Consider the following 26,710-nt stretch of genomic DNA (forward strand, 5'->3'; position numbering starts at 1 on the left):
TGTAGGTTTCGGCAGGCTCAACCGCCGTTGGCCGGTTTCGACAGGGCCGAGACTGGTGGGGAGGGTTAGTAGGCTTTGACCCTCTGCTCAACCACCAGGTGGATGAGTGCAAACGTTTGGTCTTCATCGATCGCGTGGAGCGCTGCTGCGATGGCGGCAGGAATATCGGCGTCGCGTTCCACCTTGATCCCGAAACCCCCAAAGGCCTGTGCCATGAGCGCGAACTCCGGGTTTTTCAATTGGGTGCCCGAAACACGTTCGGGGTAATGCCGCTCTTGATGCGTGCGGATGGTCCCGTACTCCTGGTTGTCCATCACGATGACCAGGGGAGTGGCGCCATACTGGGCCGCGGTGGCCAGCTCCTGCCCATTCATGAGGAATTCGCCGTCTCCGGCGATCGTCACTACGCGCCTGCCGGGGTATTCCAGTGATGCGGCGATAGCGGACGGTATGGAGTAGCCCATGGACCCGTTGCGGGCGCTGATCATGGAAGCGTAGCGCTGGGTGGGGAAGTAGCGGTGCGCCCAGTTGGTGTGTTCGCCGGCGCCGAGGGTGACCATGGCGTCATGCGGGAGGGTTGGGACGAGGTTGGCCATCAGGGTGTCCATCCGTGCCGCACCGGCCGACGGCGTCGCCGGGGGAAGAGCGGCGAAGGCTTCCTGTTCGGCGCGCATTTTCGATGTCCAGTTCACCCATTCGTCTTTGACTGGAAGTTCGATTTTGGCCAAATCGCGGATAAAGACGTCCGGTTTGGCCAGGATCTGGTAGGAGACGGGCCCGGAGCGGCCGCGGAGGGAGGGGTCGATGGTGACGAGGAAGTTCTTTTTGGTCCAGTCCTGGCGGCAGAGGAATCCGTCGGTAATAACATCCCCCGGCACGGTGCCCACAAAGATCAGCAGGTCGGTTTCTTCCAACAGGTCATAGGTAGGGCGGGGCCGGCCGTAGCCGATTGGGCCGACGTAGGAGGGCGAATCAAAGGGGATGGTGCCTTCGGTGCGCCATTCGGCGGCGGCCGGGATGTGGTGCCTTTCCAGCCAGTGCGTGAGCTGGTCGGCGCCTTCCTGGGTCCAGTCATTTCCCCCGGTGACGAACAATGGCTTGCTCGATGCGGCCAGGGCATCGGCCAGCGCGGCCGCGTCCACAGTGGTCATTCCACCGGTGGCGACCGGGATGGGTGGATGGAGTTCGGCGGGGATCTGCTGGCGGATAACGTCTTCGGGCAGGCCAACGACGACGGGGCCTGGCCGTCCGCTTATGGCTGCGAAGAGGGCTTCGGCGACGATTTCCGAAGCGCGTTCGGCATGGTCGAGGACCATCACGCGCTTGGCGCCGGTATCGAACCAGGCTTTGATGTCGAACTCCTGGAAGGCCTCACGATCCCGGTGGGCGAAGGGGATCAGACCCACAAACAGCACCATGGGGGTGGAGTCCTGCCACGCGGTGTGCAGGCCAACATGGGCATTGGCGGCGCCGGGACCACGGGTAACCATCGCGATTCCCGGCAGCTGGTTCATCTTGCCGTCAGCCTCGGCCATGTAGGTGGCGCCACCTTCATGACGGCACACGATGGTTTCAATGGACGAGTCGTGGAGTCCGTCAAGAACGTCCAGGAAGCTCTCACCTGGCACCACATGGGCCCGTTTGATGCCGTGGGAGGCGAGCGTATCAACAATAACGTGCCCGGCGGACTTACGGGATGCCTGCAGCAGGTCCCCTGGCAACTCGCCTTGCTGGGCAGTTAATTGAGTCATGGATAAAACCTTTTCGCTGGATGCCGCGTCTTTGCGCAACAGGATTCAGTGGGGGATGCGATTACAGGAGGATGCTGAGCGGGCTCTCAATGCGCGTCTTGAAGGCGGACAGTAATTGGGCTGCCACCGCACCGTCGATAACCCGGTGGTCCGCGGAGAGGGTGCAACTCATAACTGTGGCAACTGCCAGCTGGCCGTCGCGCACCACCGGGCGTTGCTCGGCCGCCCCCACGGCCAGGATTCCGGCTTGGGGCGGGTTGAGAATTGCGGAGAACTCCCGCGTCCCGTACATCCCCAGGTTGGTCAGGCTGAAGGATCCGCCCTCGAGTTCCTGTTGCCGGATCCGGCCGGCGCCCGCGCGTTCTTTGTAGTCGCCCATGGTTCTGCCTATAGAGCTGAGGGAAAGGCTTTCCAAGCCGCGGACCACCGGTGTCAGCAGTCCGTCTGCGGTTGCGATGGCTACGGAGACATCCACTGTGGAATAGCGACGGATGGCGTCTCCTTGCCATGACGCGTTCGCAGCTGGCACGTCCACAAGGGCACCTCCCAGGGCTTTCAGGACAAGATCGTTGACGGTTGTTTTCTGTCCCTGAGCGGACGTGTCCTGGTTAATTTGCTTGCGTAGAGCCAGGAGTGCGTCCATTTCGACGTCGATGGAACCGTAGAAATGGGGAACGGTAGTCTTCGACTCGGTCAGCCGCCGTGCGATGGCTTTGCGCATGCCCGAGAGGGGCTCGTCCTGGAAGTTTTGCACCCCCGGCGCCTGCTGCGCTTCCGCTGAGGACAGCACGACAGTTTCTTCCGGCTTTGGAGTTGACTCGGGGGTGGCTGCCTGCTGCCTTCCGGCAGCTTCAACATCGCCGCGCAGGATCCTGCCGTTGGGTCCGGAGCCCGCCAAGGCTGAAAGGTCGACGCCCATTTCTTTTGCGCGCTTTCGGGCCAGGGGTGACCCGAAGATGCGCGTGTCCCCTCCTTGAGCATTGCGGGACGGTTCCTGGCTCGCGTCCGGAGCCGCAGGCCGCGTATCCCGCCGGGTTGTTGGTGCTTCAGTGTCCTCGGGCACGGGATGCTCGGCAAGGCTATGTGAGGCGCCGCCGGCCGAGGCGATCTGCTTGTCTATGGACGCTTCGTCTTCCCCCGCTTCCACGAGCACCGCAATGGGCTCACCGACGCCCACGGAAGTTCCCGGCTGTATCAACAGCCTTCCGATGGTGCCCGGAAATTCAGCCTGTAGTTCAACAGTGGCTTTTTCAGTCTCAATTTCGGCGATGGGCTGTCCGGCGGTAATGGTATCGCCTATTGTCACGAGCCAGTCCTGGAGTGCTGCCTCGGTGGCGTCTGCGACGACGGCCGGCATGGTGATGATGGTTGCCATGATGAATGTCCTTCGATGGATCGGGTTCAGGAACGGCCGAGGTTGCGGGCTACTTCGTCGAAGCCGGCAAGGACGTCGTCGAGATCGGCGTTGGCGGCAGCCTCAAGGACCTTCGAGATGCTCGGCGCGGCTTCCTTCCCCGTAACCCGTTGGATGGGCTGGTCGAGGTAGTCGAAGAATCTGCGCTGGATCTCGTCCGAGAGCCAGCCGCCATATGAGGTGCCGCGGGCACCCTGTTCGACGATCAGCACGTTGTTGGTTTTCTGGATTGAGGCGCCGATGGTGTCCCAGTCCAGGGACGCCCGGTCAAGCCAGCGCAGATCGATAACTTCCGGGTCCAGATCCGGGCGTTGCTCAGCCGCCTGCAGGGAAACGTCCACCATGTTCAGGTAACTCAGTACGGTGACGCCTTCGCCTGCCCGCCGCATGGCAGCTTTGCCGACAGGCAACTCGTAATCAAGATTCCCTTCGGGAATGCTTCCCTTGGTCCCGTAGAGGTCGACGTGTTCAAGAACGAGCACCGGGTCCTGGAGTTCCAAAGCTGTATTCATGAGCCCGATATAGTCGTGCGGTGTTGACGGCGCTACGATGCGCCAGCCCGGGTTGTTGGCAAAGATGCCTGCCGGGTCCATGGAATGCTGGGAGCCATAGCCGGCTCCCATTGCCACCTTGGAGCGAAGCACCACAGGCATGGAGGACTGGCCGCCGAACATGTGCCGGGCCTTGCCAATCTGGTTGAAAATCTGGTCAGCGGCTACCCATAGGAAGTCCGAATACATGAACTCCACGATCGGCTTATAGCGCCCGGTCATGGACAGGCCGCCTGCCAGGCCGGCGAACGCGTTCTCGCTGATTGGTGTGCCCAGGACCCGATCGGGATAAGCATCTTTCAGGCCGCGGGTAGCCCCGTTGGTGCCGCCTTTGAGCCGGTGCACGTCCTCACCGAGGACCAGCACCCCGGGGTCCACGTCCATCCGGCGGCCGAGGACATCTGCAATGGCGTCCACGAAGCGGCGCTCCACCGTGCCGGCTTCTGTCTGCTCTTCGATGGTTGTCAGGGCCGGATCGCTCCTGATGTCGGTATCCACCCCTGCCGGATCCGGCCAAAGAGTGGGGCGGATCCGGCGGGCGCCTTTCGTGCTTTCCGGGTCCTTCTCCGTGATGTCGTCCACAATCCGGGTGATTTGCTCGGTGATGTGCGAGGTGAGGTCACTCAATTGTTCGTCCGTGAGGAGTCCGCGACGGGTCATCTCTGCGGCCAGTTTGGCCAAGGGGTCGCGGTCACGCCACTGCTTCTCCTCCTCCTTGGTCCGGTAGCCGAAGGCGCTGCCGGGGAAGGGGCCGTTCTGGTGGAAATAGCGGTAGGTTTCCGCCTCTATAAGAGTTGCTCCCTTACCGGCGCGCATGTAATCCACGGCTGCCTTCTGGGCAAGGTAGACCGCGAGGGGATCCATGCCGTCTACGCGCCAGGACCTGATTCCGAAGCCGGGGCCGCGAGCTGCCAGCCGAGGTTCCCCTGTTACGTCGGAAACGTGGGTCGAGACAGCGTAGAGATTGTTTTCGATGTAGAAGCACAGCGGCAGGCGCCAGGCAGCGGCCAGGTTCATGGTCTCAAGCGTTGACCCGATGTTCGAGGCGCCGTCACCGAAATAGGTTACGGTGACCCCCATCCCATCTGCCTGCCCGCCGTCGTCCTGGATTTCTGTGTCATGGCGCTGTGCCCAAGCATTGCCAGCGGCAAGCGGCACTCCGCCACCCACGATGGCGTTGGTGCCCAGCGCTCCGGCCTCAAGCCACTGCAGGTGCATCGACCCGCCCCGCCCACCGCTGAAGCCAGCCTTGAGACCCAAAATCTCGGACATCGTCCGTCGGATGAACTCCGTGACCTGGTCGTTCTTTATCCCGTCGATGATCGACATACCGTTCGGGGACAGATAGGCAAGACCCTTTGCCAGGAACTGGTGATGGCCGCGGTGGGTGCCGTTCACGCCGTCGGCTCCCCGCAGCGCCAGAATGGATCCCACCGCTGCGCCCTCCTGGCCGATGCTGGAGTGGGCGGGGCCGTGCACCAAGCCCTCTGCCGCCAGCTGCAGGACAACTTCCTCAAAAATGCGGATGGTGTGCATCTGAACCAGCATGGATTCGAGCAACTCGGGAGCTGCTGCGTCCCAGTCATCGCGGGTTGTGCGTAACTCTGTGCACTCTGTCGAGTAGGTCAAGGGCGTAGTGGTTGACATCTTTGGCTCCCATGGGGCGTACGTGCATCGTTTTCGCGTTCGTCCAACCATAGGTGGACGAATGGATCCAATGCAAGGAGCAAAGCTACTATTTGTGCGCCAGACATCCATGAATGGATCCATTCAGCCTCAGCCCGTATGCTGTAGGTATGTCCACCCAAGCTGTTCTGTTGAAGAAGTCGGGTGCTGCAAGCCAGCGCATCGCAGACGAACTAAGTCAGAGGATCCTCGACGGGGACCTCGCGCCTGGCACGAGGATCCGGCAGGAGCAGATCGCAGAAGAGTTCGGCGTCAGCAGGCTGCCGATCCGTGAAGCCTTGCGAATTCTTGAATCGCACGGACTCGTAACACTGGTCGCCTCATCTGGAGCCTGGGTCAGTTCCATGAACCTCGCTGAGTGCCAGGAGACGTATCTGATCAGAGAACGGCTTGAACCGCTCGCGCTGGGCCAGGCCATCGACAGCGTCAGCATTGAAACCTTGGATCGGCTCACCCAGTTGGCCAGCGAGATGGAGAACTGCCAGGTGGTGGAGGACTTCGTCGAACTGGACCGTGAATTCCACCTGTTGAGCTTTCAGGATGCGGGCATGCCGACCTTGCTGGAGATGGTCGAGCGGCTCTGGAACACCACCCAGCATTACCGGCGCGCGTACGTGCAGCTGATCGGTCCCGAGGGACTGGACGACACGCATTTGGAGCACAGGCTCCTTGTGGCGGCCATCCGCCGTCGTGACTCCCGCTCTGCGGAGGAATTGCTGGCCATGCATGTCCGCAAAACCCGCATGGCCCTGCTTGATCACCCTGAAATATTCGATCGCTAGAAATAGTTGTTGGAGAACCACATGAACCAGGACGCCGAACAGCAAGACATTGCCCTCAAGGAACGGCGCGGACTGCCGGGTATCCGTGGAACGGACCACATCGGGTTTACAGTGCCCGACATGGAGCAAGCTCACGAATTCTTCGTCAACGTCATAGGGTGCCAGCATGTCTACTCGCTGGGGCCGTACCCGCAAGACCCCGAGTTGATGCGGACAAAGCTCAACGTCCACCCGGAGGCGACACTGGCGGAGATACGCTTCTACCGCTGCTTCAACGGGGCAAATTTTGAGGTCTTCAACTACTCCACCCCGGATCAACGGCGGGAACAGCCCCGCAACAGTGACATTGGCGGTCATCACCTCGCCTTCTATGTCGAGGACCTCGACGTGGCTGTCGACTATCTCAGAAACCAGGGGATCCAGGTGCTCGGGGAACCGACTTCAAGTTCAGGAGCCAGCAAGGGCCAGCGTTGGGTCTACTTCCTGGCGCCGTGGGGAATGCAATTCGAACTCGTGTCCTTTCCGCAGGGAAAAGCGTACGAATCACAATCCCCACTGCGGCTCTGGATGCCCTAGGGAGACCTGGCGCTACTGCAATCCCGGGCTGAGCCCGTGCCGCAGATCAGCTGGTCCTAACCCGCGCAGAGTTTCTGCGAGCGGCCAGCTGCGGTGTCGAGGGCTTCAATGTAGCGAGTGAGCGCATCGCGGTTGTGGATCAGAAGATCGATTTCTGGGACATCCGCGCGCGCTCATGCAGCCACCAAGCCCTGCTCTTCGTAGTACAGCAGCGTGCGTGCCGGAACACCTGACCGCTTTGCCAGTCCTCCGATACGCCTGGCATTCCTTCGCTGGGGAACTGCGCCGGCACTATCACTAGTGGCATTGCTTAAAGGGCCACAAGGTCAGAAGTATCGCATTATGAAAGTTAGATAGGATATACGAAAGTTTCTCTTGACGCACGGTCTGAATCGAACTAGCTTCGACGTACCGACCCGGCCGCACGAAGAAGAGCGTCTGGCGGGATCCACCTGTAACCCGGTCGCCTTTGGTGCCGGCGGAAAACACCCAGGAGAACACATGCGGACAACGAAGTCGCAGGCCCTGCTGACTACTGGATTAAAGGCGGAACAGGACGTGCCCATCGTCCAACCCGCAGAATCCAAGGAGTTCGGGCCAGACCAGAAGAAGCTGCTGCACCGCACTGTCGCCGGCAGCGTCGTCGGCAACATCATCGAGCAATACGACTTTGTGCTTTACGGATCGGTTGCCGCCCTGGTCTTCGGCAAGCTGTTTTTTCCGACCTTCGATCCGACTGTCGCCCTGCTTGCCGCGTTCGGGACCTATTCCGTCGGTTTCATTGCCCGCCCGCTCGGTAGCCTGGTGGCGGGGCATGTCGGTGACCTCCGCGGTCGTAAGGGCGTCCTGGTTGCCATGCTGCTCATCGCCGGGATTTCAACGACCGCCATGGGACTTCTTCCGACCTATGCTGTTGTTGGGATCTGGGCACCGTTATTTCTCGTCACCCTGCGGTTCGTGCAGGGCTTCTCGTTTGGCGGAGAATACGGTGGCGCCATTCTGATGGTCAGCGAGACGGCTCCCCGGGAAAAGCGGGGCTTTTATACCGGATTCATCCCGGCATCGTCAGCGGTAGGCGGGCTGCTTTCAACGGGGGTGCTCTTCGCTCTGAGTTTCATGCCAGCGGAGACGTTCGAAGCGTGGGGCTGGCGCGTCCCTTTCCTTGCGTCGATCATCCTCGTCGTGACTGGCCTCATCATTCGGCTTCGGCTCAAAGAGACCCCGGTATACAAGAACGCCGAGACGCAGGGAAAGATCACCCGTAAGCCCATCCTCGAAGTGATAAAGGCCAACCCAAAGGAGCTTCTCCTCGCGGCGGGAATCAGTTTCGGATTCGGCACGCTCACCTATGGCGTAGTGACCTGGTTATTGAGCTACATCACCAACAACCTCAAGCTTGACGCGGGTGTGGGTCTCATTGCGCTAACCATCGCTTTCGTCTTCTACGGCCTCAGCGACTGGGTGAGCTCAGCTATCTCTGACCGGGTAGGTCGACGGCCGGTCATACTCACAGGTGGAATTGCTTTTGCCGTCTGGTCATTTCCGATGTTCTCGCTGATCGACACAAGGAACTCCATACTCATCACGCTGGCGATGGCAGTTGCACTTATCCTATGCGGAATGATTTACGGCCCGCTTGCCTCGCTGATCAGTGAGCTCTTTGCCACCAAATTTCGTTACAGCGGCGCATCGATGGGCTACCAGCTCGGCCAGACCCTGGGCGGTGGATTCTCGCCCCTGATCGCAACGGCCCTCTACGCAGCAACACGGACTTCCTTTTCGGTCGCGCTCTATCTCGTGATTGCCGGGCTCATCACCGCCGCCTGTGTGTTCTTCCTAACGGAAACCAAGGGACGAGACCTCACACAATAACCGTCAGTCAACTGTCACCGGCTCTGCCCTCTCCGGCTGGGAGCGGGCAGAGCCTGGACCAGGAGCGGATCGGTGGCCACAAAATGGCGCATATTCGGGCGTTGTTGGCGTGGATGGCTATGAGCGGCCCGTGCGGGTCGCTTTTAGCCTTATATGAGAATGAGGCTTAAGCGGGACAACCATCGCACTGCCACTAAAGCCGGGCTTTGTTGTGGGATTGACCATGATCCAGTGCTCCACTTTCGTCCGCTCTGCCATAACCCGCCATGCTCGGTTTGAAGAGCAACATCACTTTCGGAAGGTCTTTCGACGGCAATGAATTACAGTTCGGATAATTCCATCACTTTCACGATCCAGCGACGCGCAGAATTGGAGCACCGCCTCGATACTGCGGTGGGCAAACTGCTTAAGAATGCGAAACTGCGGAAGCAGGGCATGCTGGTGACGCGTAGCAGCCCTGAGACCTTTACCGTCAGCCTGAGTGAAAAAGTACCGTACGGCACAACCATGGAGAAAATGAGCTGGTAGTGACGACAGCGACTGCCGACGGAGTCGGGTTTCGGTCCCGGCGGGGCCCCGTCCTTATTGCCCTGATGGTTGCGTCTGGCTTGGTGGCGATTGATTCGACGATTGTTGCGACGGCCATACCTTCAATCGTGCATGACGTGGGCGGCTTCACTTCCTTTCCCTGGCTTTTCTCGGCCTATTTGTTGGCACAGGCTGTCTGCGTGCCCGTCTACGCCAAGCTGTCTGACGTTGTCGGCCGCAAGCCGATCATCCTCTGCGGTATCGGTCTTTTCCTGCTCGGTTCGATCCTCTGCGGAGTTGCGTGGAGCATGCCCGCCCTCATTGCGTTCCGCGTGTTGCAGGGCCTGGGCGCGGGAGCAGTCCTGCCGATGGCAATGACCATCGTCGGCGATATCTACACGCCGACTGAACGGGCTAAGGTGCAAGGCTACCTTGCCAGCGTTTGGGCACTTTCGTCAGTCGCGGGCCCAACCTTAGGCGGCTTGTTCGCGTCGCTAGGCATCTGGCGCGGGATCTTCCTGCTGAACATCCCACTCTGCCTCCTGGCTGGGTGGATGCTGATCCGAGCGTTCCACGAACGCATCGAGCGCGGCAAACACCATGTGGACTATTTGGGGGCAATACTGCTAACTCTTTCCCTTAGCCTGCTGATCCTCGGGGCTCTCGAGGGCGGCCTGGCATGGGCGTGGAACTCCGTCACCAGCATCTCCGTGTTTGGAGTCGGGGCGCTCCTGTTCGCGGTGTTCGTTCTCGTCGAGAGGAGGGCAGCCGAGCCGGTGCTACCGCCGTGGGTAGTGTCCAGGCGTCTGCTGGCCACGACGTCGATGATCTCTTTCGGTATTGGTGCAATCATGTTCGGCCTTACTGCCTACGTGCCCACGTTCCTCTTAGGATCCCTCTCGACCTCCCCGGTTCTGGCCGGGCTCGCCCTGGCAGCACTGACTATCGGCTGGCCGATCAGTGCTTCACAGGCTGGCCGGTTCTATTTTCGCATCGGATACCGGAAGACGGCACTGATCGGTGTCATGGTCGCTGTCATCGGTACATCGGTCCTAACACTCACGGCCACTTCCCCCAACGTTCCGGTTGTGGCGGCGTGTTGTTTCGTCGTCGGACTGGGACTGGGGCTGGTAGCCACCCCGATCCTCATTGCCGCCCAGTCAAGTGTCGAATGGAATGAGCGCGGCGTAGTCACGGGTACTAATCTCTTCTCCCGTTCGATTGGAAGCTCCATCGGCGTCGCCGTTTTCGGGGCAGTAGCTAACTCGATATATGCCGGCGTCCCCGGCGGTGATTCTGACCCCCAGACAATTGTGTCTGCGACTACTGCAGTCTTCGTGGCCGTGCTGGTCAGTGCCATACTCACCGTTGTCGCCGTTATCGCTATGCCCGCGGTCGGCGGCACCAAGAGCACCGGCCTCGAGGCACCTACCGAGGCCGGTGCGGCCTCCGCACATGGTTAGAATCCTTGGCGCTATAGATCTGTGAACTTGCCGAATTGGACCGCCGCCGATGTTCCGGCCTTCTACTCAACTCCTACAACAATCCTGCGTTATGGCAGTTCGAAGGGCAGTGTTTTGTAGGCGGTGTCTTTGTTCATGTTCCAGCCGGCGACGATGCCGGAGCCGATCATTTGGTCGCTGAGGCGGGCGAGGCGGTAGGCGGGGTCGGTGTCGAGTGCGAGTTGGAGGAATTGGTGGGCTTTGCTGCCTCTGCCTTCCCACCAGTTGATGTAGCCAATGGTCGTGAGGACCGGGGCTGCGTGTTCTGCACTGGTTCGGGTGTAGGCGTGCAAGAGCAGTTGTTGTGCCCATTCGATGCGTGACCACTTCGGGGCCTGGTCGGTTTGGGCGAACAAGATCCGCTGCATTGGCTCGTCCACTCCTGGAATGTCTGCGATTAGCCGGTCGCGGATCGCCGGGAACTGCAGGTTCGCGACCAGGGCGTGGCAGTCGTCGTCGCTCGGGAAGGTCTTGGAGTCGAGCATGTCTGCCCAGAGTTGCCGGCCCTGTTGGAGCGCGGTGTCGGTGGGTTGGGATGCGATAGTGTCCATGTGGTGTTCGACGGCGATCGCTTTGGCTGCTGCCTGGCTGGTGGTTGGCAGGGTGACGCGGTCGGTAGGTTCGACGAAGCTGCCGCGATAGATGAATTCGGCGTTGATCGCGCTGGTCTGGGTGGAGTTGACGGGCAGGGCGAGGCTGGTGCCGGGTTCGCCGTCGTAGGGGGAAAAGGTTTCGTCGCCGACGAAGAGTCCGTCCCGGATGGTGATGCCCTGTTCGGCGAGGACCCCGGTGAGAGCGGCGATGGTGCCGGCGTGGGGTTTGGCCTGTCCGTGCTGGGCGGTTTCGCTGGTGTAGACGGCAAAGAGGATGGACGTGGCGGTGGTGTCGCTGGTCAGGTAATGAGCGACGGTGCGTGCGTAAGGGATTTCCTGACCAGTCTCTCGGGGGAGGTCGATGCGCAGTGTCGCACCGATGCTGTTCTCGTTCAAGGTGATGCAGACCAAGCTTTCCTGTGGCCAGAAGCCCAAGGTGTGCCCGATGAAACTGAGCACATCTGATGGTGTTGTGATCGTTAGCTTTTCCATGATCCCTTTGTTTCCCTTCACCCTTGTGTTGCTGTGCTTTTGCGGTTGTTGGTTGTGGGCGTCGTTCTGGTAGGGGACCACCCGCTGGGCTGAGGGGCCGAAGTGCAACTTGGGGGACCGGCGCCGGGGCCGAAAACTTCAGCTGGAGCCAACGCTCCACCGGTTCGATGACGAAGTTTTCGGTTCGGGGTCGGCGCGGTAGCGCCCTGGTTGCGCGGAGGACCCGCCCAGCGATCATTGGACATATCAGAATGACAAGCAGCGATTGAACTTCTGCCTGTCTATCGATGCCGAGTAACCAAGCGGCATGACCTACCAAGATATGGACGGTTCAGAACCCTCGCCGTGACTGTGGCTGGGCATGCGGAGCCTCCACAAAGGTGGGTCGTTATCGGATTCTTGTAGCGCTGAGGTCTGTTGAGGTGCGAGGCGAATCTCTCATGACAAAGAAGAACCGCATCCCGTCGTTGCGGGTTGAGGGTTGCGGGCTGCGGTCTTCGGCTGAACGCTTCGGCGGGCGCGAAATGGGGTGTGGGCATTGTCCACAGTCTTGGCCTCGGATCGGGTGATACTGTCCTCGGACTGCTTCGAATTCCGCATGTTTTCGCGGGCTCCCAGTGTTTGCAAGGGCTGGAAGGTAGTTCGAGTCCCACCTCGGGCACGGTGTTTCCGCAGGTCAGTGGCTTTTTTGCTTTTGAGTGTTGACAAACCTTGACGTGACTCTGCATGAGTCGTATAAGCGGGTGTCCAACCGGTCGCGTTTTGCATGACAGTTCTGCCGTGCCGTCCTCGCCCCAAGGCAAAGTGCCAACACCATTCGGCAGTTATGGTTTAGGCTTCGTTTTCCTGGCAGTCTCATAGTCCTCGGTAAGTGTCGAGGGGATATTGGCCTCGTCTGCAAATACGTTGAACCTCGAAGAGACGGTTAGGTTCCTCTCGGAGGCTTTCAATGATCCAGCAGGCCATGGCTGTCGCCATGCCAAGGTCCAGCAGGTTCACCACTGGAAAGCGGTCGACGGCCTGTTGAAGAAGCGAGGTTTCCCCTGTCAATTCATCGACGGCGAGGTAGCCCGTAATCGTGCTACTGGTGACGTGGGTAGCTTGAGAGACTCGAACGAATTCAAAGCGCAGCAGCCCACTTTTCGGTTCCCGGGTGTTAGCGGCCAATGCCGAATTCCAGGCACAGCTCACGTTCCGGCGGCAGCAGGGACTAAGGCATGAGTTCACCGGAATTGATGTAGATTCGCCAGCACCCAAGACCGCCCGGCTTCGGTGTTGAGTCCGGTTTTGCTCCGGTCCACGAGGCCGCTTTGGATGCGTCGTATCAGAAGGGGACCTGACCGAGGAACAGCGCTTTTGACAACGAGCGTTCGGCGCCAGGCCGCCTGGATACATGTCGGGGAAGCTGTGATCGATTCCCCGATCGTCCGCGATCTGGTGCGGTGTAGCCGGCGGGATGTACCGCATCAATGCCAGCGGCGACTTCCCAGGACGGTCACCGCGGCGGTGATGGCGATGCCGAGGCCGATCGGGACGCTGAAATGTGTCTGGAGCAGGATCGCTCCGATGGCGGCCCCGGCGAACATAGCGAGGACAGCGCCCAGCCGTCGGTTGAATAACCGGGGCCGTTGCTTGCCCACAAGCGACTCCCCGGCGAGGGAAGTCATGGTGGAAGTAATGACCACTGTGGTCATGTCTCGTACGCCCAAATGCCGCGCAATCAGGGCCTGGGAGCCCATGTGCATGGCGATAACGGCGGCAACAATGACACCAATGGACTGCCGGCCGACGTCTTCCACGATGAGGGAGACGGCGGCGGTTCCCGTCAACGCGATACAACCCGCTGTGAGGAGGAGCGTGACCCGGCGGTTCCAGCCTTTCGGGCTTGACTGGAGCGTAAATCCGGCAACCGCTGCGCCGAGGAGAAAGGCACCAAGTGCTACCAGTGGGCCCAAAGCTGGCAGGTTCGGCGCCCCGGCCAACGCCATCGCAAGAATCACCACGTTGCCGGTCATGTTTCCGGTGAAGACGCGGTCAAGGGCAAGGTAGCCGACCGCGTCAACGACACCTGTAACGAGCGTGAGGGCCATCATGAGCATCAGTCGGAACTTTTCCGGAGACGCATTTTCTTGCAGGGTAGAGGCGGTTTTGGTACCTGGGCTGGCTACGGCTGATGTCATGGTTTAAGGGATCTTTCATCGTGAGGGATGGTCTTTATGACCCCCCGACATGCTTATGGGTGGTTTTAGGCGGACCGGCTGGCGACTACGGCGATGCCGTCGCTCCGGGGATCTGCGCCGGCGGCTAGGGCGCTCAGCCTTCAAGCTTGGAATGCTCGCCCAGACGGTGCCATGAACGGTTGTGGTAGACCAGTGCGTCGCCGGGTTCGCCCGCCTGGACGTCACGCATCACGCGGGACTCCAAGGCGTGAACGGCGATGGTTGTGGAGGTCCCCACCTCCATGCGATTGATGACGGCGCAGCGCACCCAGGCGCGGACGTCGTCATACACTGCTTCGCCGGTTGCAAGGGGCGACCAGCGGTGCGTCTGGTCAAACCGGTCGGCTCCAGGGGTCGCTCCAAACTTCGCCAGGTCGACGTCGTGTGCGTCCAGCAGGTGCACGACGACGGTATCGGCGCGCGAAAGCACTTCGGACGCAGAGGACAGTGCCGAGACCGAGAAAATCAGCAATGGAGGTTCCGCACTCACTGACACGACCGACGATACCGTCAGTGCCACCGGTCCTTCGCCGGCATCGGCCGTGATGACGGCGACACCTCCCGGGTGCCCACGGAACAGTGCCTTGAATTCGTCAGCCGAGAGGGAGGACGGGAAGCTTTGCTTGGGAGCCTCGAGCCAAGTCTCTGCGGGGTAGGCGTGAAACATCGCTAGGACACGCTGGGGGCGGAGCGGGCCAGTTCCTCGCGAATGATGTTCGTCCCTGCGCTGAGAGCACTCAGCTTGGCCAGTGCGACGTCCCGGGGGAACGGTGCCATGCCGCAGTTGGAGCTGGGGATGAGCTTGTCCGCATCGACGAACTGGAGGGCCATGCGGAGGGTGTTGGCGACCTCCTCCGGGGTCTCGATGGTCTCACTTGCGACGTCGATTGCCCCGAGCATGACTTTCTTGCCGCGGAGGAGCTCGATGAGGTCCATGGGCACTTGGGAGTTCTGGGATTCCAGCGAGATGATGTCGATGCTGGAGCTTTGCAGCAGCGGGAACGTTTCCTCGTACTGCCGCCACTGTGAGCCGAGCGTCGCCTTCCAGTCATTGTTCGCCTTGATCCCATAGCCGTAGCAGATATGCACGGCGGTCTCAGCGCGCAGTCCTTCTGCGGCTCTCTCAAGCGCAGCCACTCCCCAATCCTTGACCTCATCGAGGAAGACATTGAACGCGGGCTCGTCGAACTGGATGATGTCAACGCCGGCCGCCTCGAGTTCTTTCGCCTCCTGGTTCAGGATCGTGGCGAACTCCCAGGCCAGCTTCTCGCGGCTCTTGTAGTGGTCATCGTAGAGCGTGTCCACCATCGTCATTGGACCGGGAAGAGTCCATTTGATCGGCCGGTCAGTGGTTGCGCGGAGGAATTTTGCGTCGTCGATGAATACCGGCCGCTCACGGCTCACTGGTCCGACGACGGTCGGTACGCTCGCGTCGTAGCGGTCGCGGATGCGCACGGTCTTGCGTTGTTCAAAGTCGACCCCGCTGAGATTCTCGATGAAGGTCGTGACGAAGTGCTGGCGGGTTTGCTCGCCGTCGCTGACGATGTCGATGCCGCGCAGGCTCTGCTCGTGGATGGCGATGCGCAGCGCATCCTGTTTGCCCTCGAGCAGCGCATCTCCCTCCAGCTTCCACGGGGACCAAAGAGTCTCCGGCTGTGCGAGCCACGATGGTTTCGGCAGGCTACCGACGACGGTGGTGGGCAAAAGTGTGTTCATGATTAACGATTCTCCGTGGGTCAGTTGACGAGGGCAGGGTAGTTGGCGGTCCACTGGTCCAACAGATCCTTGTGGGGCGTGATGAAGTGCTCCTCCGTGTACTTCGCCTGCGTGATCGCGAGCTGACCGCGCTCGACGCGGTCGTAAGCGATCTGGGTCCGCGAGTAGTCCTGCTCGCCCAGGCTCGGCTGGTAGACGGCGGCGGCGGCGGAGTTCGCGTTGTAGATCTCCGGGCGGTAGATCTTCTGGAACGTCTCCATGGTGCTGATGGTGCCGATGAGCTGCAGGTTGGAGTAGTCATTGAGCAGGTCGCCCCGGAAATAGAAGGCGAGCGGCGCAACGCTGCCGCGTGGCATGAAGTAGCGCACCCGCAGTCCCATCTTTGCGAAGTACGCGTCCGTCAGCGAGAACTCGTCCTGCTGGTACTCGACGCCCAGGACCGGGTGACGGTTCCCGGTTCGCCGGTACGTCTTGCTTGTGGAGACGCTGATGCAGACCACTGGCGGCTGCGGGAAGCGTTCCCGGCCTACCGGGGAATCGAGGAAGTGCTGGAACAGCTTGCCGTGAAGATCGCCGAAGTCGTCGGGCACCGTGGGCTTGCCTGAGTACCCGGCTGCCGCCGGCAGTACGACGCTGAAGTCGAAGTCTCGGACGTAGGAGGAGAAGTTGTTGCCGACGATTCCTTGGTGGCGGACCCCGTTCAGCAGGTCGACGATCTGGATATCGAGAACCTCGAACAGCGGGAACTGCTGATCCGTGCCGTCCGCGGTGAACTGAATCTGCACGGAAACGATCTCAAGCTCGAGCGCGTAGCGGTCCCGGTCCGGGTTGTCCCAGTCTGCGAGATCGTTGAAACGGCGCCGAATCATGGTCAGGGCGTTGCGGAGGTTCTCCTGGCGGTGCTCGCCCCGTGCCAGGTTGGCGAAATTCGTCGTGATCCGGGAGCCTTCCGACGGGGAGTAGTCCTCGTCGAAGCGGGTGGTGGTGATGCTGAAGGTGAAGTCGTCTGCCATGGGCTGCCAATCCGTTGATGATGGCCGGAGACGGCCTTTCAGAAGGGGATGTATCCATGCTGCAACCTTCCGACGGGTATCAAGTAACTAGTGGTTATTATGCATTCATATAGTATTTTCCTATGCCTCAGATTTCGAGCGGATTGACCCTGCAGCAGCTGCGCTACTTCATAGAAGTTGCAGCTGAGGGGTCGATCTCCGCGGCTGCCGATCTTCTCTACGTAGCGCAGCCGACGATGTCCGCCGCGATGAAGGACCTTGAGGCCCGGGTGGGCCGTGCGCTCCTGGTTCGCTCCGCCCGCGGGGTCACCCTCACCGCCGACGGGGTAGAGTTCCTCGGCTATGCGAGGCAGGTCGTCGAGCAGTTCGCTCTCCTCGAGCAGCGTTACCTTGGTAGGCCACCGCGGCGACGTCTGCTTGGGGTGTCAACGCAGCACTACTCGTTCGCGGTGGACGCCTTCGTCCGGATGGTAAAGGCCACTGAGGTGGCCGAATACGAGTTCTCGCTCCGTGAGTCCCGTACCTGGGACATCATCGAGGATGTCCGGACGCTCCGCAGCGAGATAGGCATCCTCTACCGGAACGATTTCAACCGGAAGATCATCGACAAGCTGCTCCGCGAATCCGGGCTCGCGTTCACTCCGCTTTTCCTCGCCGATCCGCACATCTTCATTTCACGGAACAACCCGCTCGCCTCAAAAGAGCGAGCGACTCTAGAAGATCTTGCCGGCTTGCCGCGGCTGACCTTCGATCAAGGTGCGAACAACTCTTTTTACTTCGCCGAGGAGATTCTCTCCACCTTGTCCAGTAAGCAGGAGATCCGGGTCTCTGACCGTGCGACGATCTTCAACCTCATGATCGGGCTCCACGGCTACACGATTTCGACGGGAATCATCAGTGGGCAGCTCGACCCGGAGATCGTCGCCATCCCGCTCGACGTTGACGAACGCATCGAAATCGGCTGGATCGGCCACGCCGCGATTCCGCTCACCGACCAAGCGCAGCGCTACCTCAGTGAATTGCGGGCCGTCGTCGCTGAATTCGGCGTAGCGCTACTCGGCTGACTGCAGTTGAGCGGGCGGTCTACCCCTTCGGTGATTGGACGTGTTTGTTGCAGCCGGGCGGGTTGCTGGTATCGCACATGCCCGTCGCCGTCGCCGTCGCCGTCGTTGGCATGGCCGGGGCGGACGTCAGCTAGGAAACCGGCCTGTTCCAGGTGGTGACGATCCAGCCCGGGGACATCACGCAGGGCTTGTAAGGCCGCGGTGCCGTACTGGCCGCCACCTGTGGAGGCCGTTGAGCCGCAAACTGATGTTGCCGCGATTCTCTGGTCACCAAAGTTGATCAGTTTGCGGCTTCGCTGAACCTTCCCCCGCAGGCCTCACAAAACTACGGTGGCAGTTATCACGCTCTGATGAGATGTATCGGCCGAGTTATGACTGCGTTTGTTCAACTGCGCAAACACTAAAAGACTGACTGGGACGTACCAAACACATCCGCTACGACAATCTCACCAGCGCGGTCACCGCCGTGGTGTTCGGGCAGGGCCGGCAGGGCTGGGAGAACGACCGGTGGGTGTTGTTCCGTTCGTTCTATGGCTTCGATCCCATGCGAGCACTCTGAGCACTCCGACACCGGTGAGCCCGCAGCCTCTGCCGAGTCAGCCGTCCAGCACGCGAGAGCCGGGTACCACGATCACCACAGCCACGAGCGATTTCGGCCACACGTTCTTCGATGCCAGAAAGCAGGCCATCTATATCTGGGAGAGTGAGGAGAGCATCAGGCCGGAGTGTTACGACGACAGCGCTGAAGCGTGGCCACCAGCGCGCATGTGATTTCGATGTTCGCCTTTGACTGAGGCTGACGTATGTTCCAGTCCCGCTGTATAAGCCATCTCGCCTACGACGTCGTAGGCGAGGAGTTCGAATTTGCAGTCGGAAAACTGATTGGCAAGGGCGGTGAACAAGTTGTCCAGCTCCTGCTGTCCGGAAGCACTGCGCCAAGCACCCATGACACTCACGGGTTCGTTGCGGGACCAGAGTGCCCTGCGCGGGGCGGCATCACCGTTGTGGATGGCCAGTTCAGCCTCTGACAGCTCGGTTCTTACCTATGCCAGGAAATCGCTGCGATCGCTCATGCCATCAGCATGATTCGCTTACAGCGGCTACTGCCGGCCGTTCCAGGTCACTCCATCCGGCATGGAATTGTGCTGGTCCTCCGGTGTGTGTTCGGCGGAGCTGCGGAATTGGTTTGGCGGGGTACGGGACCCAGGCGCCCGCGAATCCTGTGATCCGGAGGGGTCCTGTTGGGGCCGGTGTTTGTGCGCCGGTCAAGGACCTCGTTTCGGTGCATAGCACTCTCGGACTTGGCCGGGGTCATTTCCGTCGCGATAGGTTCCATGGTTCCGTTCAGGCTCAGTCCTTCCCGCCAGTAGCACCCGGCGTGTCAGACTAACCACGGATCCACTGATATTCAGAAGGTCCTCGGCGGGACGGGTTAGGGTGCCGGTTTTACGGTGAGGGTGCCTTTCATGTTGCCGTGGAAGATGCAGTGGTAGGTGTAGGTTCCGGGCTCGGTTGGTGCGGTGAAGGTGCCGGTTCCGACCTGGATGTTGGCATCAAAGGCGTTGATGGTGTCGGCTGTGATGGTGTGGGCTTCAACGTCTTCGTTGATGACGGTGATTTGCGCTCCGGGGCTAACCGTCTCCGCGCCTTGGTATTTGAAGCCCTTGATCAAGATTTCCGCCGCGGCCTCAGCGGGTGAGGCCCCGGTAGGGGAAACGGGGGGAGCGGGCTCTGTGGTGGCGGCAGGCGTTGGGGGGAATTGTTCCGTCAGCGTCGGTGCTGCCGTGGTGCCGGTTCCGGACATGCCCCCGCAGCCTGACAGAACCAGGATTGTTGCTGCCGCGAGTACGAGTGAGCTGCCGGTTCTGGTACTTGCCTTCATTGGTGGACCTTTCGGTGGGAGCCCGCCAGTGCGGATCCCTGGTTGTGCACGGACTGATTCTTAGGGGTGTTCGATCCAGCAGGCGAGGATGGTGGTGGAGAGTTGGTAGGCCAGGGCGTTACGGGTGATGTTCTCCGGTCCAAGGGTGGCGGGCAGGTCGGCGGCGTCCACGTGGAGGATGAAGCTGTCTTTTTGGAAGACTGCTGAGCCGTCGGCGGTTTCATAGGCGGGGAAGCCGAGATTGGCGAGGCCTTCGATGGGCGTGGCGTTTTTTGCCAGTGCCTGCATCGCGTCGAAATAGGTCAGTGCCGTGGCCTTGTCCTTGGCTTCCTTGACGGAGATGACCAGGTCCCCTTCATTCAGGTGGTAGGTGCAGGTGAAGGTGCTGTCGGCCCAGTCATTGATTGTGTGCGGGTCCTGCTCAAGGTCCAGGATGGCGGTGAGGCGGTCCATGGGCTGATCCCCGCATACCATTTTTGCGGCGTCGCTGGGCCCCTCGATCGTGGCGGCAGGGGCTGAGGACTTTCCGTGGTGTCCGCCGCCGTGACTGTCCGTGTGCCCGTCCCCGGTCGAAGCAGTTGAGGCTACCGGTGTCGGGGGTTCCGGTGGTGCGGTAACGGACCCGGCCGCTGTTGCGCAGCCGGAGAGCAGCAGAGCCGTCAATGCAAGTGAGAGCAGCAGAGGCTTGTGCTGTTTCATCGTTTTTTCCATCCTGGCCGCCCCGTCTGTCGGTGGCGGGCCGTCGTCAGGCTTTGAGGGTGGCGTAGATGACGTAGTTGTCATCAAACTCCCCGGTGGCGGGGTCGTAGCCGTCACAGGTGATCAGCCGAAGCTCGGACCCGGGAGTGTTCCCGTAGACCTTCAGGGTGGGGAACCCGTTTTTGGGGTAGAGCTCGCCGCGGTCCACGGTAAACACGGCGGTGCTGTCGTCGGCCCGGGAGACAGTGATTTCAGCGCCGGGGGTGAGTTTGCGCAGGTCCGCGAAAACGCCGCCGCGACCGTTGGGGGAGTTGACGTGCCCGAGTACGACGGAGGGTCCGCGTTCCCCAGGGGTGGGGGAACCGTCGTACCAGCTGGCGGGGGCCCCGTTACCGGTGTCCTCCGGCACCTTGAGGGAACCGTTTTCCTCCAGTCCAAGGTGGATCAGGTCCGTCCGGACCCCGATTGAGGGAATGGTCAGGGTGACGGGAGCCGACGCGGACATAACCGGCGGGAGCTGTTGTGTGTCCGCGGCGGGGGCCGGGGCGGACGCAGACGGTGGAGCGCTGGGAGTGGTAGGGGCAGCAGGGGCTGAGACCGGGGCCGAAGGAGCCGGTCCGGCGTCGGGGGTGGTGGCGGGTCCGCCGGCGCAGCCGGCGAGGGTGAGCAGGAGCAGAACCCCGGCCGCCGTGGAGGCCAGGGGGCCTCTGCGGTGGCCGGGGTTCTTGGGTGTCACGGTAGTGATCCGATCAGCTGGTGCTTAGGCTGCTGCGGAGGTGCGGCGGCGGACGGCGTAGGCTCCGCCGGCGAGGGCGACAAGTGCCAGGCCGCCGCCGAGGGCGAGGGCTCCGGTGTCGGTGCCGGTTTCGGTGGGGATGCCGGTTGCTGCTCCGCCTGTGGGCATTTTCATCTGCCCGGCGGTCAGGGTCCCGCACAGGGCGGGGGAGGTAGCAGCGAGCGGAAGTTCAGGGACAAGGTCGCTCTTGGCTGCCTGCGCGGCAGGGCTCAGCGTTGCGGGGTCAAGGCCGTGGACCACCACAACCGCGGTGCCCGCTTTCAGGGCGGCCTTGGTCTCAGCATTCAGTTCGAACGTCCGGTCAACGGTGTAAGCAGCGCCCTGGCCGGCGACCTTAAGATCAAGGCCTGCTGCCGGGCTGGTGTCACCACTGGTGGACAAGGTGGTGACGATGCCGCCGTAGGACGGGGCGCCTTCGGTGGTGTTAACAACCTTGTCGCCGTTCGTATCCGCCGACGGTGCCGGGCAGACGCCCTTGGCGCCGCCGTGGATGTGCTGGACGTGCGGGTACGGGGCGTCCATAAACGTCGCTGCCAGGCCGGAAACGTTCAGCACAACATGGGCCTGGTTGCCCGTGACATCAACAGTGACGCTGCCCGAAGCTGAGCTGCCATTCAACTGGCCCAGGGTGGACTGGTAATGCTCAGCGCCGTCATGGGCCATGACCGGGGCAGCTGAAAGGGCAAGGGCGCCCAAAGCCAATGTGGGAACAGCCATAAAGCGGAGTGTCTTATTCATTGCAATTTCTCCTCATACACGCACGTGTGATGTTGGCACCCCAAGAGAAGGGGACAACAGTACTTCGCACCCGCTCCAGAAAAGGATGGGTACTGATGTGGCCGGGTTCACATGTTTTTGCAGGCCACCGCCATGCGGACGGCCAGATACGACCTCCAAGCGGTCACCGGATGACGGATCAGGGGGCCGGCGCACCGCGGCGCCGGCCCCGGGAAACCGGTCCTGATCCAGCCCGGTTGCTGTGCAGCAGGACGTACCCGGCCACCGCCAGGGCGCCTGCGGCCGCTTCAGCGACGGCAGTAACGGTCTTCGCCGTGTACCAGACCGGTTCATACATCGACGGCAGCGGCCCGACAGCGGGGACTTGGACATATCGGTACAGGATGACCGCGGCCAAGGACGATAACGCCACCACGGCGGCGGCAGCGAACGCCATACGGGAACCTTTGAGCAGCACGAACACCGCTGCCACGGCCGCGGCCCCGGCCTGGACCAGAAAGAGTGTGCCTTGCCCGATCCCGCCCGGGGCGGCCTGCTGATAATCCGGCGCGAGCTGAACATGGATGACAGCGCTGACCACCAAGCCCGCCGCGGCCCCGGCCCGCAACACCCACAGAAGCCGGTCATGCCGGTTCAGCTCGGGGCGGCTCATTTGACGACCAGCATCCCGCTCATTTGCGGGTGGAAGGTGCAGATAATCTCGTACTCACCCGGGGCGTCCGGGGCCGGGAAAATCCCCGTTCCACCTCCGGGGACCTCAATGTCGACCCCGCCCTTGCCCTTGACCGTGAAGGTGTGGGGGGCGCTGTCGGCGTTCGTGACCGTCACCATCGCACCCGGCGTCACCGACACCGGAAGCTCATACGTGAAATCCTCAATAGTGATGACCGCGTCGGGCGCCGGCTCCGACCCGCCGGCAGAGGGTGCGGCGGAACTGGCCGCCGGCGGAGGCGCGGACGAATCCCCGCCTTGAGCCGCGCACCCGGTGACGGCCGCCAGCGACACAGCGGCGACTACGGTCAGAATACGGTTGATCGTTCTCATGACAATCCCCTTCAAGGGATTCTGTCCTGCAACACACCGGACGGCGCGCCCTTCAGGAAACTACCCCACACCCGCTATTCGTCACCCGCACTCTTAGGGACTGCCCTGACTTGGGGTTCGAAAGAGTTCATCACGCCGCCCAGTCGCCAGCAATACCTGCGAAAGTGAAGCCTTTCCGCTACCTGATGCTCCTATGGTCATCACATTTCCTAATTCTGTATTAGCGGCTCCAGTTTTGATCTTCCGAAGCCGCTGAAGCGGCGGGTTTCCTGACAACCCGGCGCCGGTGGACACCTTAAAGTTTCCTGGTCCCGGAGGCCTCGCAAAAGAGCGGCTGCCACTCGGCGCATTGGATGTCTTGAAACCCGTCATACAGCTTGGCTTGACCTTTCCCTGTTCGAAGGACCAACGGCTTACCGGTTCCTGCGGAGTGTCTGCGACTTCCGCAGGACTTACAGGCTGAAGCTCTTTGTGGTGCGAGCCCATCAAGGGGCGACCTCCCTCTAACTTCCCGAGCCGCCGAGCTCTTGAATAAGACTGAGGCCCCCTGGATGAGCCGGTGTCACGAACGGCTAGTGAGATGGCGGACCAACGAGTCCTGGAATTAGGTCGCCGCGTGCCCCGAACAGGCTCACCCATGACAGGGAGAAGAGTTAGGAGCAGGAATTGAACGTGTACTGCGGCCTCGACTGGGCCGAAAATCACCACGACATCGCGCTCGTCAATGAGGCCGGCGAGCTACTAGCAAAACAACGCATCACCGATGACGCCGCCGGCTACAAGGCCCTGCTGGAGCTGCGCGCCGAGCACGGAGACAACCCGCGGGCCCCGATCCCGGTGGCGATCGAGACCAGCCACGGACTCCTCGTAGCCACCTTGCGAACAGGAACACGACAAATCTACGCGGTGAACCCGCTCTCAGCCGCCCGATACCGGGACCGGTACGCGCTCTCCGGCAAGAAATCCGATCACGGCGACGCCCTGGTTCTGGCCAACATCCTGCGCACCGACATGGCAGCCCACCGGCCCCTGCCACAGGACAGCGAACTGGCCCGGGCCATCACCGTCCTCGCCCGTGCTCAACAAGACGCCGTCTGGGCCCGGCAGCAAATAGCCAACCAGGTCCGCTCGCTCCTGCGCTACTACTATCCCGCCGCGCTACAGGCGTTCCTTTGCAAACAAAACGGTCTCACGCGTGAGGATGCCCGTGTCATCCTGACCCTTGCCCCGACCCCTGCCCGGGCAGCAAAACTAACGACAACACAGCTGCAGTCAGCTCTCCGCCGAGCAGGCCGCAGCAGGGGAATCGAGACGGAAGCAGCAAAGCTCAAAGAAATTTTCCGTGCCAACTACGCCCGGCATCCCCAGACCGTCGAGGACGCCATGGGTATGCAGCTGTCATCCCTATTGCTGCAACTTGATGCTGCATGCACAGCAGCAGACCGACTCGCCGAAGCTGTTGAAGAGGCATTCCTGCAGCATCCCGACGCGCAAATCCTTCTGAGCTTTCCAGGCTTAGGCGTCCAACTCGGCGCACGAATACTCGCCGAAGTAGGCGATGACCCCACCCGATTCATCGACGCCCGAGCACTGAAGGCCTACGCCGGATCAGCCCCAATCACCCGCGCATCCGGAAAGAAGACCTACGTCGGCCGACGATACGTCAAAAACCACCGGCTCATGAATACAGGATTTCTTTGGGCCTTCGCCTCACTCAACTGCTCCACAGGCGCCTACGAACACTACCGACGGCGCCGAACAGCCGGCGACTGGCATGCAGCTGCCCAACGCAACCTCTTCAACCGCTTCCTCGGCCAGCTCTACTACTGCCTTCAAAGCCGGAACCTATTCGACGAGCAACACGCCTTCGCGTCTGCAGCCTGACCAGAACCTCATCAAACAAACCAAGACTCTTCCCAACGGCCGGGATCGGTCGTGATGCTGTGCTGCCGCCCTGCGCCTACGACATCTCGGGGAACTTCTTGGACAGGGGTTACCGGGATGCGTGATTTCCCCATTAGCGGACCTCCAGCGGAAATGGCGCAAGCAGATGTGTACCAACTAGATGGCCGGTATTGTCGCTAAGTAGCGAGGCTGACGTTTAGAAAAGAGCTGAGTATGCGTGGAATAGGGCCCTTTTCGCCAGGGCATAAGCTGATAATGACCGTCGGGACTTCTGCCCTGACTGTGGTCGCGCTCATCATGCTCATTACCCACGTAGTGACAGGTAGCGGCGAGTGGCCGTTCTATGCGTTGTGTGTGCTCGCTGGGCTAACCATGGTCGTTTGGGTGAGAAAGGCGTCGACTACAGGTGCCGGCGGATGACTGCTTTCGGGCTGACACTCTTCGCGGTTGGCGGCGTTGGTCTCTTTGCTACCGTTTTGTTTTCCCTCGTTGACAAGCAAAAAACCGGCATCCTATTTCGGCAGAAAAAAGTTGTACTACCCGTGGCTTTCGGGTCAGGGGCACTCGGCCTGATCGGCATGCTGATCGTTTATCTCTCGCAACAGCCTTGAATAGCAGGACTGGTACTTGACGCCTTAGCACCGTGAGATGTCTTTTGCCTTAGCCTCTTCAGAAGCGGAAATGTAGAACCGTCTCGGAAGCTGGTGGCTCTTCAGAACTCAGAATCGCAAAGGTGGCCGTGGCCCTGCTCGAGCTTCCCGTCGTTGCTTTGGACCGGGAACCGCCGTGACTTTGGGCCCTATTCCCGGGGCCGGTGGATGTGTCATGTTTCTGCCCATGCCATACTTCGTGGAATACGTCACGGTGCAGACGGTTGGGCGTTCCGTTCTCCCCTGCGTCAATGTGGGCGATGCTCTAGCCAGGGCGGAGGATGCTTTGCGGGGTTTGACGTGCTCCTCGGCAGTTCTGCGGCATACCCCGGGATCAAATACGGCTTTTGGTGCGGGCAATGTCGTCGCGGTTTACACCCCTGCTGAAGGCTGGAGGATGCACCAGGCCTGTCCTCTGTAGCACTCGCCCAGGAGCACGCGCCCAGGTCTGCAGGAATTTTGTGCCGCTTTGTGAGATGTGGCCATTGGGTGGCGAAGGGGGCTTGGGGAGTGTGACGCCAGGTGCCAACAAGTTTTTCAATCCACCAGGAATGTACTGGGCTCAGCCATACCAGGTGTCGCGGGATCATACAAGGTCGATATGGGCCCTGAGCCGTTGGAGTCCATCCCTGATTCTGGATTTGATCGTAGGCAGCGGCGCAGAGAGCTTCACCGAGATTTCCTGGCAGGTCAACGAGCCGAAATAGGCAAGGACAATGGATTCGCGCTGCAGGTCCGAGAGGCATGCCAACGAAGCGGTGAGGATCTGGGCGTCCACCTTCTCTGCCACGGCATCGAGTACGCCGTCGTAGGCGCTCGGCGCGGTCGCTGCCCATCGATGGTCACGATTGCGGCTGCTTTGGGCTGCCCGAACTTTATCAACTGCCCTTCGGTGGGCGATGGTCATCAGCCACGCCATCGGAGTCCCGGCAGCGGGGCGGTATTTCGCTGCATCCTGCCACACGATAATGAATACTTCCTGGACCACTTCTTCACTGAGCTCCCGGTCAATGACCACGCGCCGGACCAATCCCGTGACCTGTCGGCATGTGCGGCGGTAGAACTCACTAAATGCCTGATCATCACCCTGGGACGTGCGCAGCAACAGACTAGCAAGAAAGTCCCGGGCCTGGCCGGTCGCAGACGCAGTATCCTGCTCAGCTAAACGGTCCACGGCTCCTCCGGATCTGGGAACCGAGAACCACCGGTGGGCCGCGCAGACAGAGCGGCCAGATGC

At 61.2% G+C, this 26,710-nt stretch carries 26 protein-coding genes; 9 read left to right on the forward strand and 17 right to left on the reverse strand.

Annotated features, from left to right (window positions below):
• Positions 1-65 precede the first annotated feature (65 nt).
• From ABIA70_RS10850 to ABIA70_RS10860, 3 genes are all read right to left on the reverse strand, one after another.
• On the reverse strand, positions 66-1,751 hold the full coding sequence (locus ABIA70_RS10850; protein ID WP_157238372.1) for a thiamine pyrophosphate-dependent enzyme: 1,686 nt from the start codon (positions 1,749-1,751) through the stop codon (positions 66-68).
• Between the two features lie 61 nt (positions 1,752-1,812).
• Positions 1,813-3,126: a dihydrolipoamide acetyltransferase family protein gene (locus ABIA70_RS10855; protein ID WP_354147578.1), complete on the reverse strand. Its 1,314-nt coding sequence runs from the start codon at positions 3,124-3,126 to the stop codon at positions 1,813-1,815.
• A 26-nt stretch (positions 3,127-3,152) separates the two neighbouring features.
• Positions 3,153-5,363 (reverse strand): alpha-ketoacid dehydrogenase subunit alpha/beta, encoded by a 2,211-nt coding sequence (locus ABIA70_RS10860; RefSeq protein ID WP_157238370.1) that lies wholly within the window; start codon positions 5,361-5,363, stop codon positions 3,153-3,155.
• Positions 5,364-5,512: 149 nt separating this feature from the next.
• Between ABIA70_RS10860 and ABIA70_RS10865 the strand changes: the two genes are divergently transcribed.
• Complete coding sequence (locus ABIA70_RS10865; protein ID WP_104187981.1) at positions 5,513-6,184, forward strand: GntR family transcriptional regulator; 672 nt, start codon at positions 5,513-5,515, stop codon at positions 6,182-6,184.
• A 21-nt stretch (positions 6,185-6,205) separates the two neighbouring features.
• Positions 6,206-6,760: a VOC family protein gene (locus ABIA70_RS10870; protein WP_157238369.1), complete on the forward strand. Its 555-nt coding sequence runs from the start codon at positions 6,206-6,208 to the stop codon at positions 6,758-6,760.
• A gap of 173 nt (positions 6,761-6,933) precedes the next feature.
• On the opposite strand, the gene ABIA70_RS10875 is transcribed toward ABIA70_RS10870, so the two are convergent.
• Positions 6,934-7,014 carry a MerR family DNA-binding transcriptional regulator gene (locus ABIA70_RS10875; RefSeq protein ID WP_104999707.1) on the reverse strand — a complete coding sequence of 27 codons (81 nt, stop codon included), beginning with the start codon at positions 7,012-7,014 and terminating at the stop codon, positions 6,934-6,936.
• A gap of 247 nt (positions 7,015-7,261) precedes the next feature.
• Here ABIA70_RS10875 and ABIA70_RS10880 point away from each other — a divergent pair, with 247 nt between their 5' ends.
• The 3 genes from ABIA70_RS10880 to ABIA70_RS10890 all read left to right on the forward strand — a co-directional run bounded on the left by ABIA70_RS10880 (position 7,262) and on the right by ABIA70_RS10890 (position 10,623).
• The gene (locus tag ABIA70_RS10880) at positions 7,262-8,632 is read left to right on the forward strand and encodes an MFS transporter (protein ID WP_157238368.1); all 1,371 of its coding nucleotides are present in this window, start codon (positions 7,262-7,264) and stop codon (positions 8,630-8,632) included.
• A 315-nt stretch (positions 8,633-8,947) separates the two neighbouring features.
• The gene (locus ABIA70_RS10885) at positions 8,948-9,160 is read left to right on the forward strand and encodes a hypothetical protein (protein WP_104997716.1); all 213 of its coding nucleotides are present in this window, start codon (positions 8,948-8,950) and stop codon (positions 9,158-9,160) included.
• Entirely contained in the window at positions 9,160-10,623 is a 1,464-nt protein-coding gene (locus tag ABIA70_RS10890) for an MFS transporter (protein ID WP_354147579.1), read from the forward strand. The genes ABIA70_RS10885 and ABIA70_RS10890 overlap by 1 nt, the downstream gene beginning before the upstream one ends.
• Before the next feature lie 89 nt (positions 10,624-10,712).
• Here ABIA70_RS10890 and ABIA70_RS10895 read toward each other — a convergent pair whose 3' ends face one another.
• From ABIA70_RS10895 to ABIA70_RS10920, 6 genes are all read right to left on the reverse strand, one after another.
• Positions 10,713-11,747, reverse strand: coding sequence for a DUF4192 domain-containing protein (locus ABIA70_RS10895; protein ID WP_231754779.1), 1,035 nt, complete (start codon positions 11,745-11,747; stop codon positions 10,713-10,715).
• Positions 11,748-12,602: 855 nt separating this feature from the next.
• Positions 12,603-12,914: a hypothetical protein gene (locus ABIA70_RS10900; RefSeq protein ID WP_354147580.1), complete on the reverse strand. Its 312-nt coding sequence runs from the start codon at positions 12,912-12,914 to the stop codon at positions 12,603-12,605.
• Positions 12,915-13,213: 299 nt separating this feature from the next.
• A complete protein-coding gene (locus ABIA70_RS10905; protein ID WP_330188714.1) occupies positions 13,214-13,846 on the reverse strand; it encodes a YoaK family protein in 633 nt (210 codons plus the stop codon).
• A gap of 214 nt (positions 13,847-14,060) precedes the next feature.
• Positions 14,061-14,633, reverse strand: a complete 573-nt coding sequence (locus ABIA70_RS10910) for a flavin reductase family protein (protein WP_354147581.1) — start codon at positions 14,631-14,633, stop codon at positions 14,061-14,063.
• A gap of 2 nt (positions 14,634-14,635) precedes the next feature.
• Entirely contained in the window at positions 14,636-15,682 is a 1,047-nt protein-coding gene (locus ABIA70_RS10915) for a methionine synthase (RefSeq protein ID WP_157238346.1), read from the reverse strand.
• A gap of 20 nt (positions 15,683-15,702) precedes the next feature.
• Positions 15,703-16,695 (reverse strand): DUF1852 domain-containing protein, encoded by a 993-nt coding sequence (locus tag ABIA70_RS10920; protein ID WP_354147582.1) that lies wholly within the window; start codon positions 16,693-16,695, stop codon positions 15,703-15,705.
• A 122-nt stretch (positions 16,696-16,817) separates the two neighbouring features.
• Between ABIA70_RS10920 and ABIA70_RS10925 the strand changes: the two genes are divergently transcribed.
• The gene (locus ABIA70_RS10925) at positions 16,818-17,759 is read left to right on the forward strand and encodes a LysR family transcriptional regulator (RefSeq protein ID WP_251420218.1); all 942 of its coding nucleotides are present in this window, start codon (positions 16,818-16,820) and stop codon (positions 17,757-17,759) included.
• Between the two features lie 803 nt (positions 17,760-18,562).
• A complete protein-coding gene (locus ABIA70_RS10930) occupies positions 18,563-18,787 on the forward strand; it encodes a hypothetical protein (protein WP_354147583.1) in 225 nt (74 codons plus the stop codon).
• 404 nt (positions 18,788-19,191) lie between these two features.
• Here ABIA70_RS10930 and ABIA70_RS10935 read toward each other — a convergent pair whose 3' ends face one another.
• From ABIA70_RS10935 to ABIA70_RS10960, 6 genes are all read right to left on the reverse strand, one after another.
• Entirely contained in the window at positions 19,192-19,641 is a 450-nt protein-coding gene (locus ABIA70_RS10935) for a cupredoxin domain-containing protein (protein WP_354147584.1), read from the reverse strand.
• Between the two features lie 60 nt (positions 19,642-19,701).
• A complete protein-coding gene (locus tag ABIA70_RS10940; RefSeq protein ID WP_354147585.1) occupies positions 19,702-20,340 on the reverse strand; it encodes a hypothetical protein in 639 nt (212 codons plus the stop codon).
• Positions 20,341-20,386: 46 nt separating this feature from the next.
• On the reverse strand, positions 20,387-21,076 hold the full coding sequence (locus ABIA70_RS10945) for a class F sortase (RefSeq protein ID WP_354147586.1): 690 nt from the start codon (positions 21,074-21,076) through the stop codon (positions 20,387-20,389).
• Between the two features lie 24 nt (positions 21,077-21,100).
• Positions 21,101-21,874, reverse strand: a complete 774-nt coding sequence (locus ABIA70_RS10950; RefSeq protein WP_354147587.1) for a CHRD domain-containing protein — start codon at positions 21,872-21,874, stop codon at positions 21,101-21,103.
• A gap of 178 nt (positions 21,875-22,052) precedes the next feature.
• Entirely contained in the window at positions 22,053-22,526 is a 474-nt protein-coding gene (locus tag ABIA70_RS10955; protein ID WP_354147588.1) for a hypothetical protein, read from the reverse strand.
• Entirely contained in the window at positions 22,523-22,918 is a 396-nt protein-coding gene (locus ABIA70_RS10960; protein WP_354147589.1) for a cupredoxin domain-containing protein, read from the reverse strand. The genes ABIA70_RS10955 and ABIA70_RS10960 overlap by 4 nt, the downstream gene beginning before the upstream one ends.
• 666 nt (positions 22,919-23,584) lie before the next feature.
• On the opposite strand from ABIA70_RS10960, the gene ABIA70_RS10965 reads away from it, so the two are divergent.
• Together ABIA70_RS10965 and ABIA70_RS10970 are read left to right on the forward strand one after the other, a co-directional pair.
• Entirely contained in the window at positions 23,585-24,802 is a 1,218-nt protein-coding gene (locus tag ABIA70_RS10965; protein ID WP_354147590.1) for an IS110 family RNA-guided transposase, read from the forward strand.
• Between the two features lie 437 nt (positions 24,803-25,239).
• Entirely contained in the window at positions 25,240-25,434 is a 195-nt protein-coding gene (locus ABIA70_RS10970) for a hypothetical protein (protein ID WP_354147591.1), read from the forward strand.
• A gap of 625 nt (positions 25,435-26,059) precedes the next feature.
• On the opposite strand, the gene ABIA70_RS10975 is transcribed toward ABIA70_RS10970, so the two are convergent.
• A complete protein-coding gene (locus tag ABIA70_RS10975) occupies positions 26,060-26,647 on the reverse strand; it encodes a sigma-70 family RNA polymerase sigma factor (protein ID WP_354147592.1) in 588 nt (195 codons plus the stop codon).
• Positions 26,648-26,710 lie beyond the last annotated feature (63 nt).

The sequence above is a fragment of the Arthrobacter sp. 754 genome, from assembly GCF_040548695.1.
Lineage (GTDB): Bacteria > Actinomycetota > Actinomycetes > Actinomycetales > Micrococcaceae > Arthrobacter.

Bases quoted from the DNA above. Each gene is read 5' to 3' on its own strand.
- ABIA70_RS10850 (WP_157238372.1), bottom strand. From the start codon at position 1,751: ATGACTCAATTAACTGCCCAGCAAGGCGAGTTGCCAGGGGACCTGCTG.
- ABIA70_RS10855 (WP_354147578.1), bottom strand. From the start codon at position 3,126: ATGGCAACCATCATCACCATGCCGGCCGTCGTCGCAGACGCCACCGAG.
- ABIA70_RS10860 (WP_157238370.1), bottom strand. From the start codon at position 5,363: ATGTCAACCACTACGCCCTTGACCTACTCGACAGAGTGCACAGAGTTA.
- ABIA70_RS10865 (WP_104187981.1), top strand. From the start codon at position 5,513: ATGTCCACCCAAGCTGTTCTGTTGAAGAAGTCGGGTGCTGCAAGCCAG.
- ABIA70_RS10870 (WP_157238369.1), top strand. From the start codon at position 6,206: ATGAACCAGGACGCCGAACAGCAAGACATTGCCCTCAAGGAACGGCGC.
- ABIA70_RS10880 (WP_157238368.1), top strand. From the start codon at position 7,262: ATGCGGACAACGAAGTCGCAGGCCCTGCTGACTACTGGATTAAAGGCG.
- ABIA70_RS10885 (WP_104997716.1), top strand. From the start codon at position 8,948: ATGAATTACAGTTCGGATAATTCCATCACTTTCACGATCCAGCGACGC.
- ABIA70_RS10895 (WP_231754779.1), bottom strand. From the start codon at position 11,747: ATGGAAAAGCTAACGATCACAACACCATCAGATGTGCTCAGTTTCATC.
- ABIA70_RS10905 (WP_330188714.1), bottom strand. From the start codon at position 13,846: ATGCTCATGATGGCCCTCACGCTCGTTACAGGTGTCGTTGACGCGGTC.
- ABIA70_RS10910 (WP_354147581.1), bottom strand. From the start codon at position 14,633: ATGTTTCACGCCTACCCCGCAGAGACTTGGCTCGAGGCTCCCAAGCAA.
- ABIA70_RS10915 (WP_157238346.1), bottom strand. From the start codon at position 15,682: ATGAACACACTTTTGCCCACCACCGTCGTCGGTAGCCTGCCGAAACCA.
- ABIA70_RS10920 (WP_354147582.1), bottom strand. From the start codon at position 16,695: ATGGCAGACGACTTCACCTTCAGCATCACCACCACCCGCTTCGACGAG.
- ABIA70_RS10925 (WP_251420218.1), top strand. From the start codon at position 16,818: ATGCCTCAGATTTCGAGCGGATTGACCCTGCAGCAGCTGCGCTACTTC.
- ABIA70_RS10930 (WP_354147583.1), top strand. From the start codon at position 18,563: ATGTTCCAGTCCCGCTGTATAAGCCATCTCGCCTACGACGTCGTAGGC.
- ABIA70_RS10935 (WP_354147584.1), bottom strand. From the start codon at position 19,641: ATGAAGGCAAGTACCAGAACCGGCAGCTCACTCGTACTCGCGGCAGCA.
- ABIA70_RS10940 (WP_354147585.1), bottom strand. From the start codon at position 20,340: ATGAAACAGCACAAGCCTCTGCTGCTCTCACTTGCATTGACGGCTCTG.
- ABIA70_RS10950 (WP_354147587.1), bottom strand. From the start codon at position 21,874: ATGAATAAGACACTCCGCTTTATGGCTGTTCCCACATTGGCTTTGGGC.
- ABIA70_RS10955 (WP_354147588.1), bottom strand. From the start codon at position 22,526: ATGAGCCGCCCCGAGCTGAACCGGCATGACCGGCTTCTGTGGGTGTTG.
- ABIA70_RS10960 (WP_354147589.1), bottom strand. From the start codon at position 22,918: ATGAGAACGATCAACCGTATTCTGACCGTAGTCGCCGCTGTGTCGCTG.
- ABIA70_RS10970 (WP_354147591.1), top strand. From the start codon at position 25,240: ATGACTGCTTTCGGGCTGACACTCTTCGCGGTTGGCGGCGTTGGTCTC.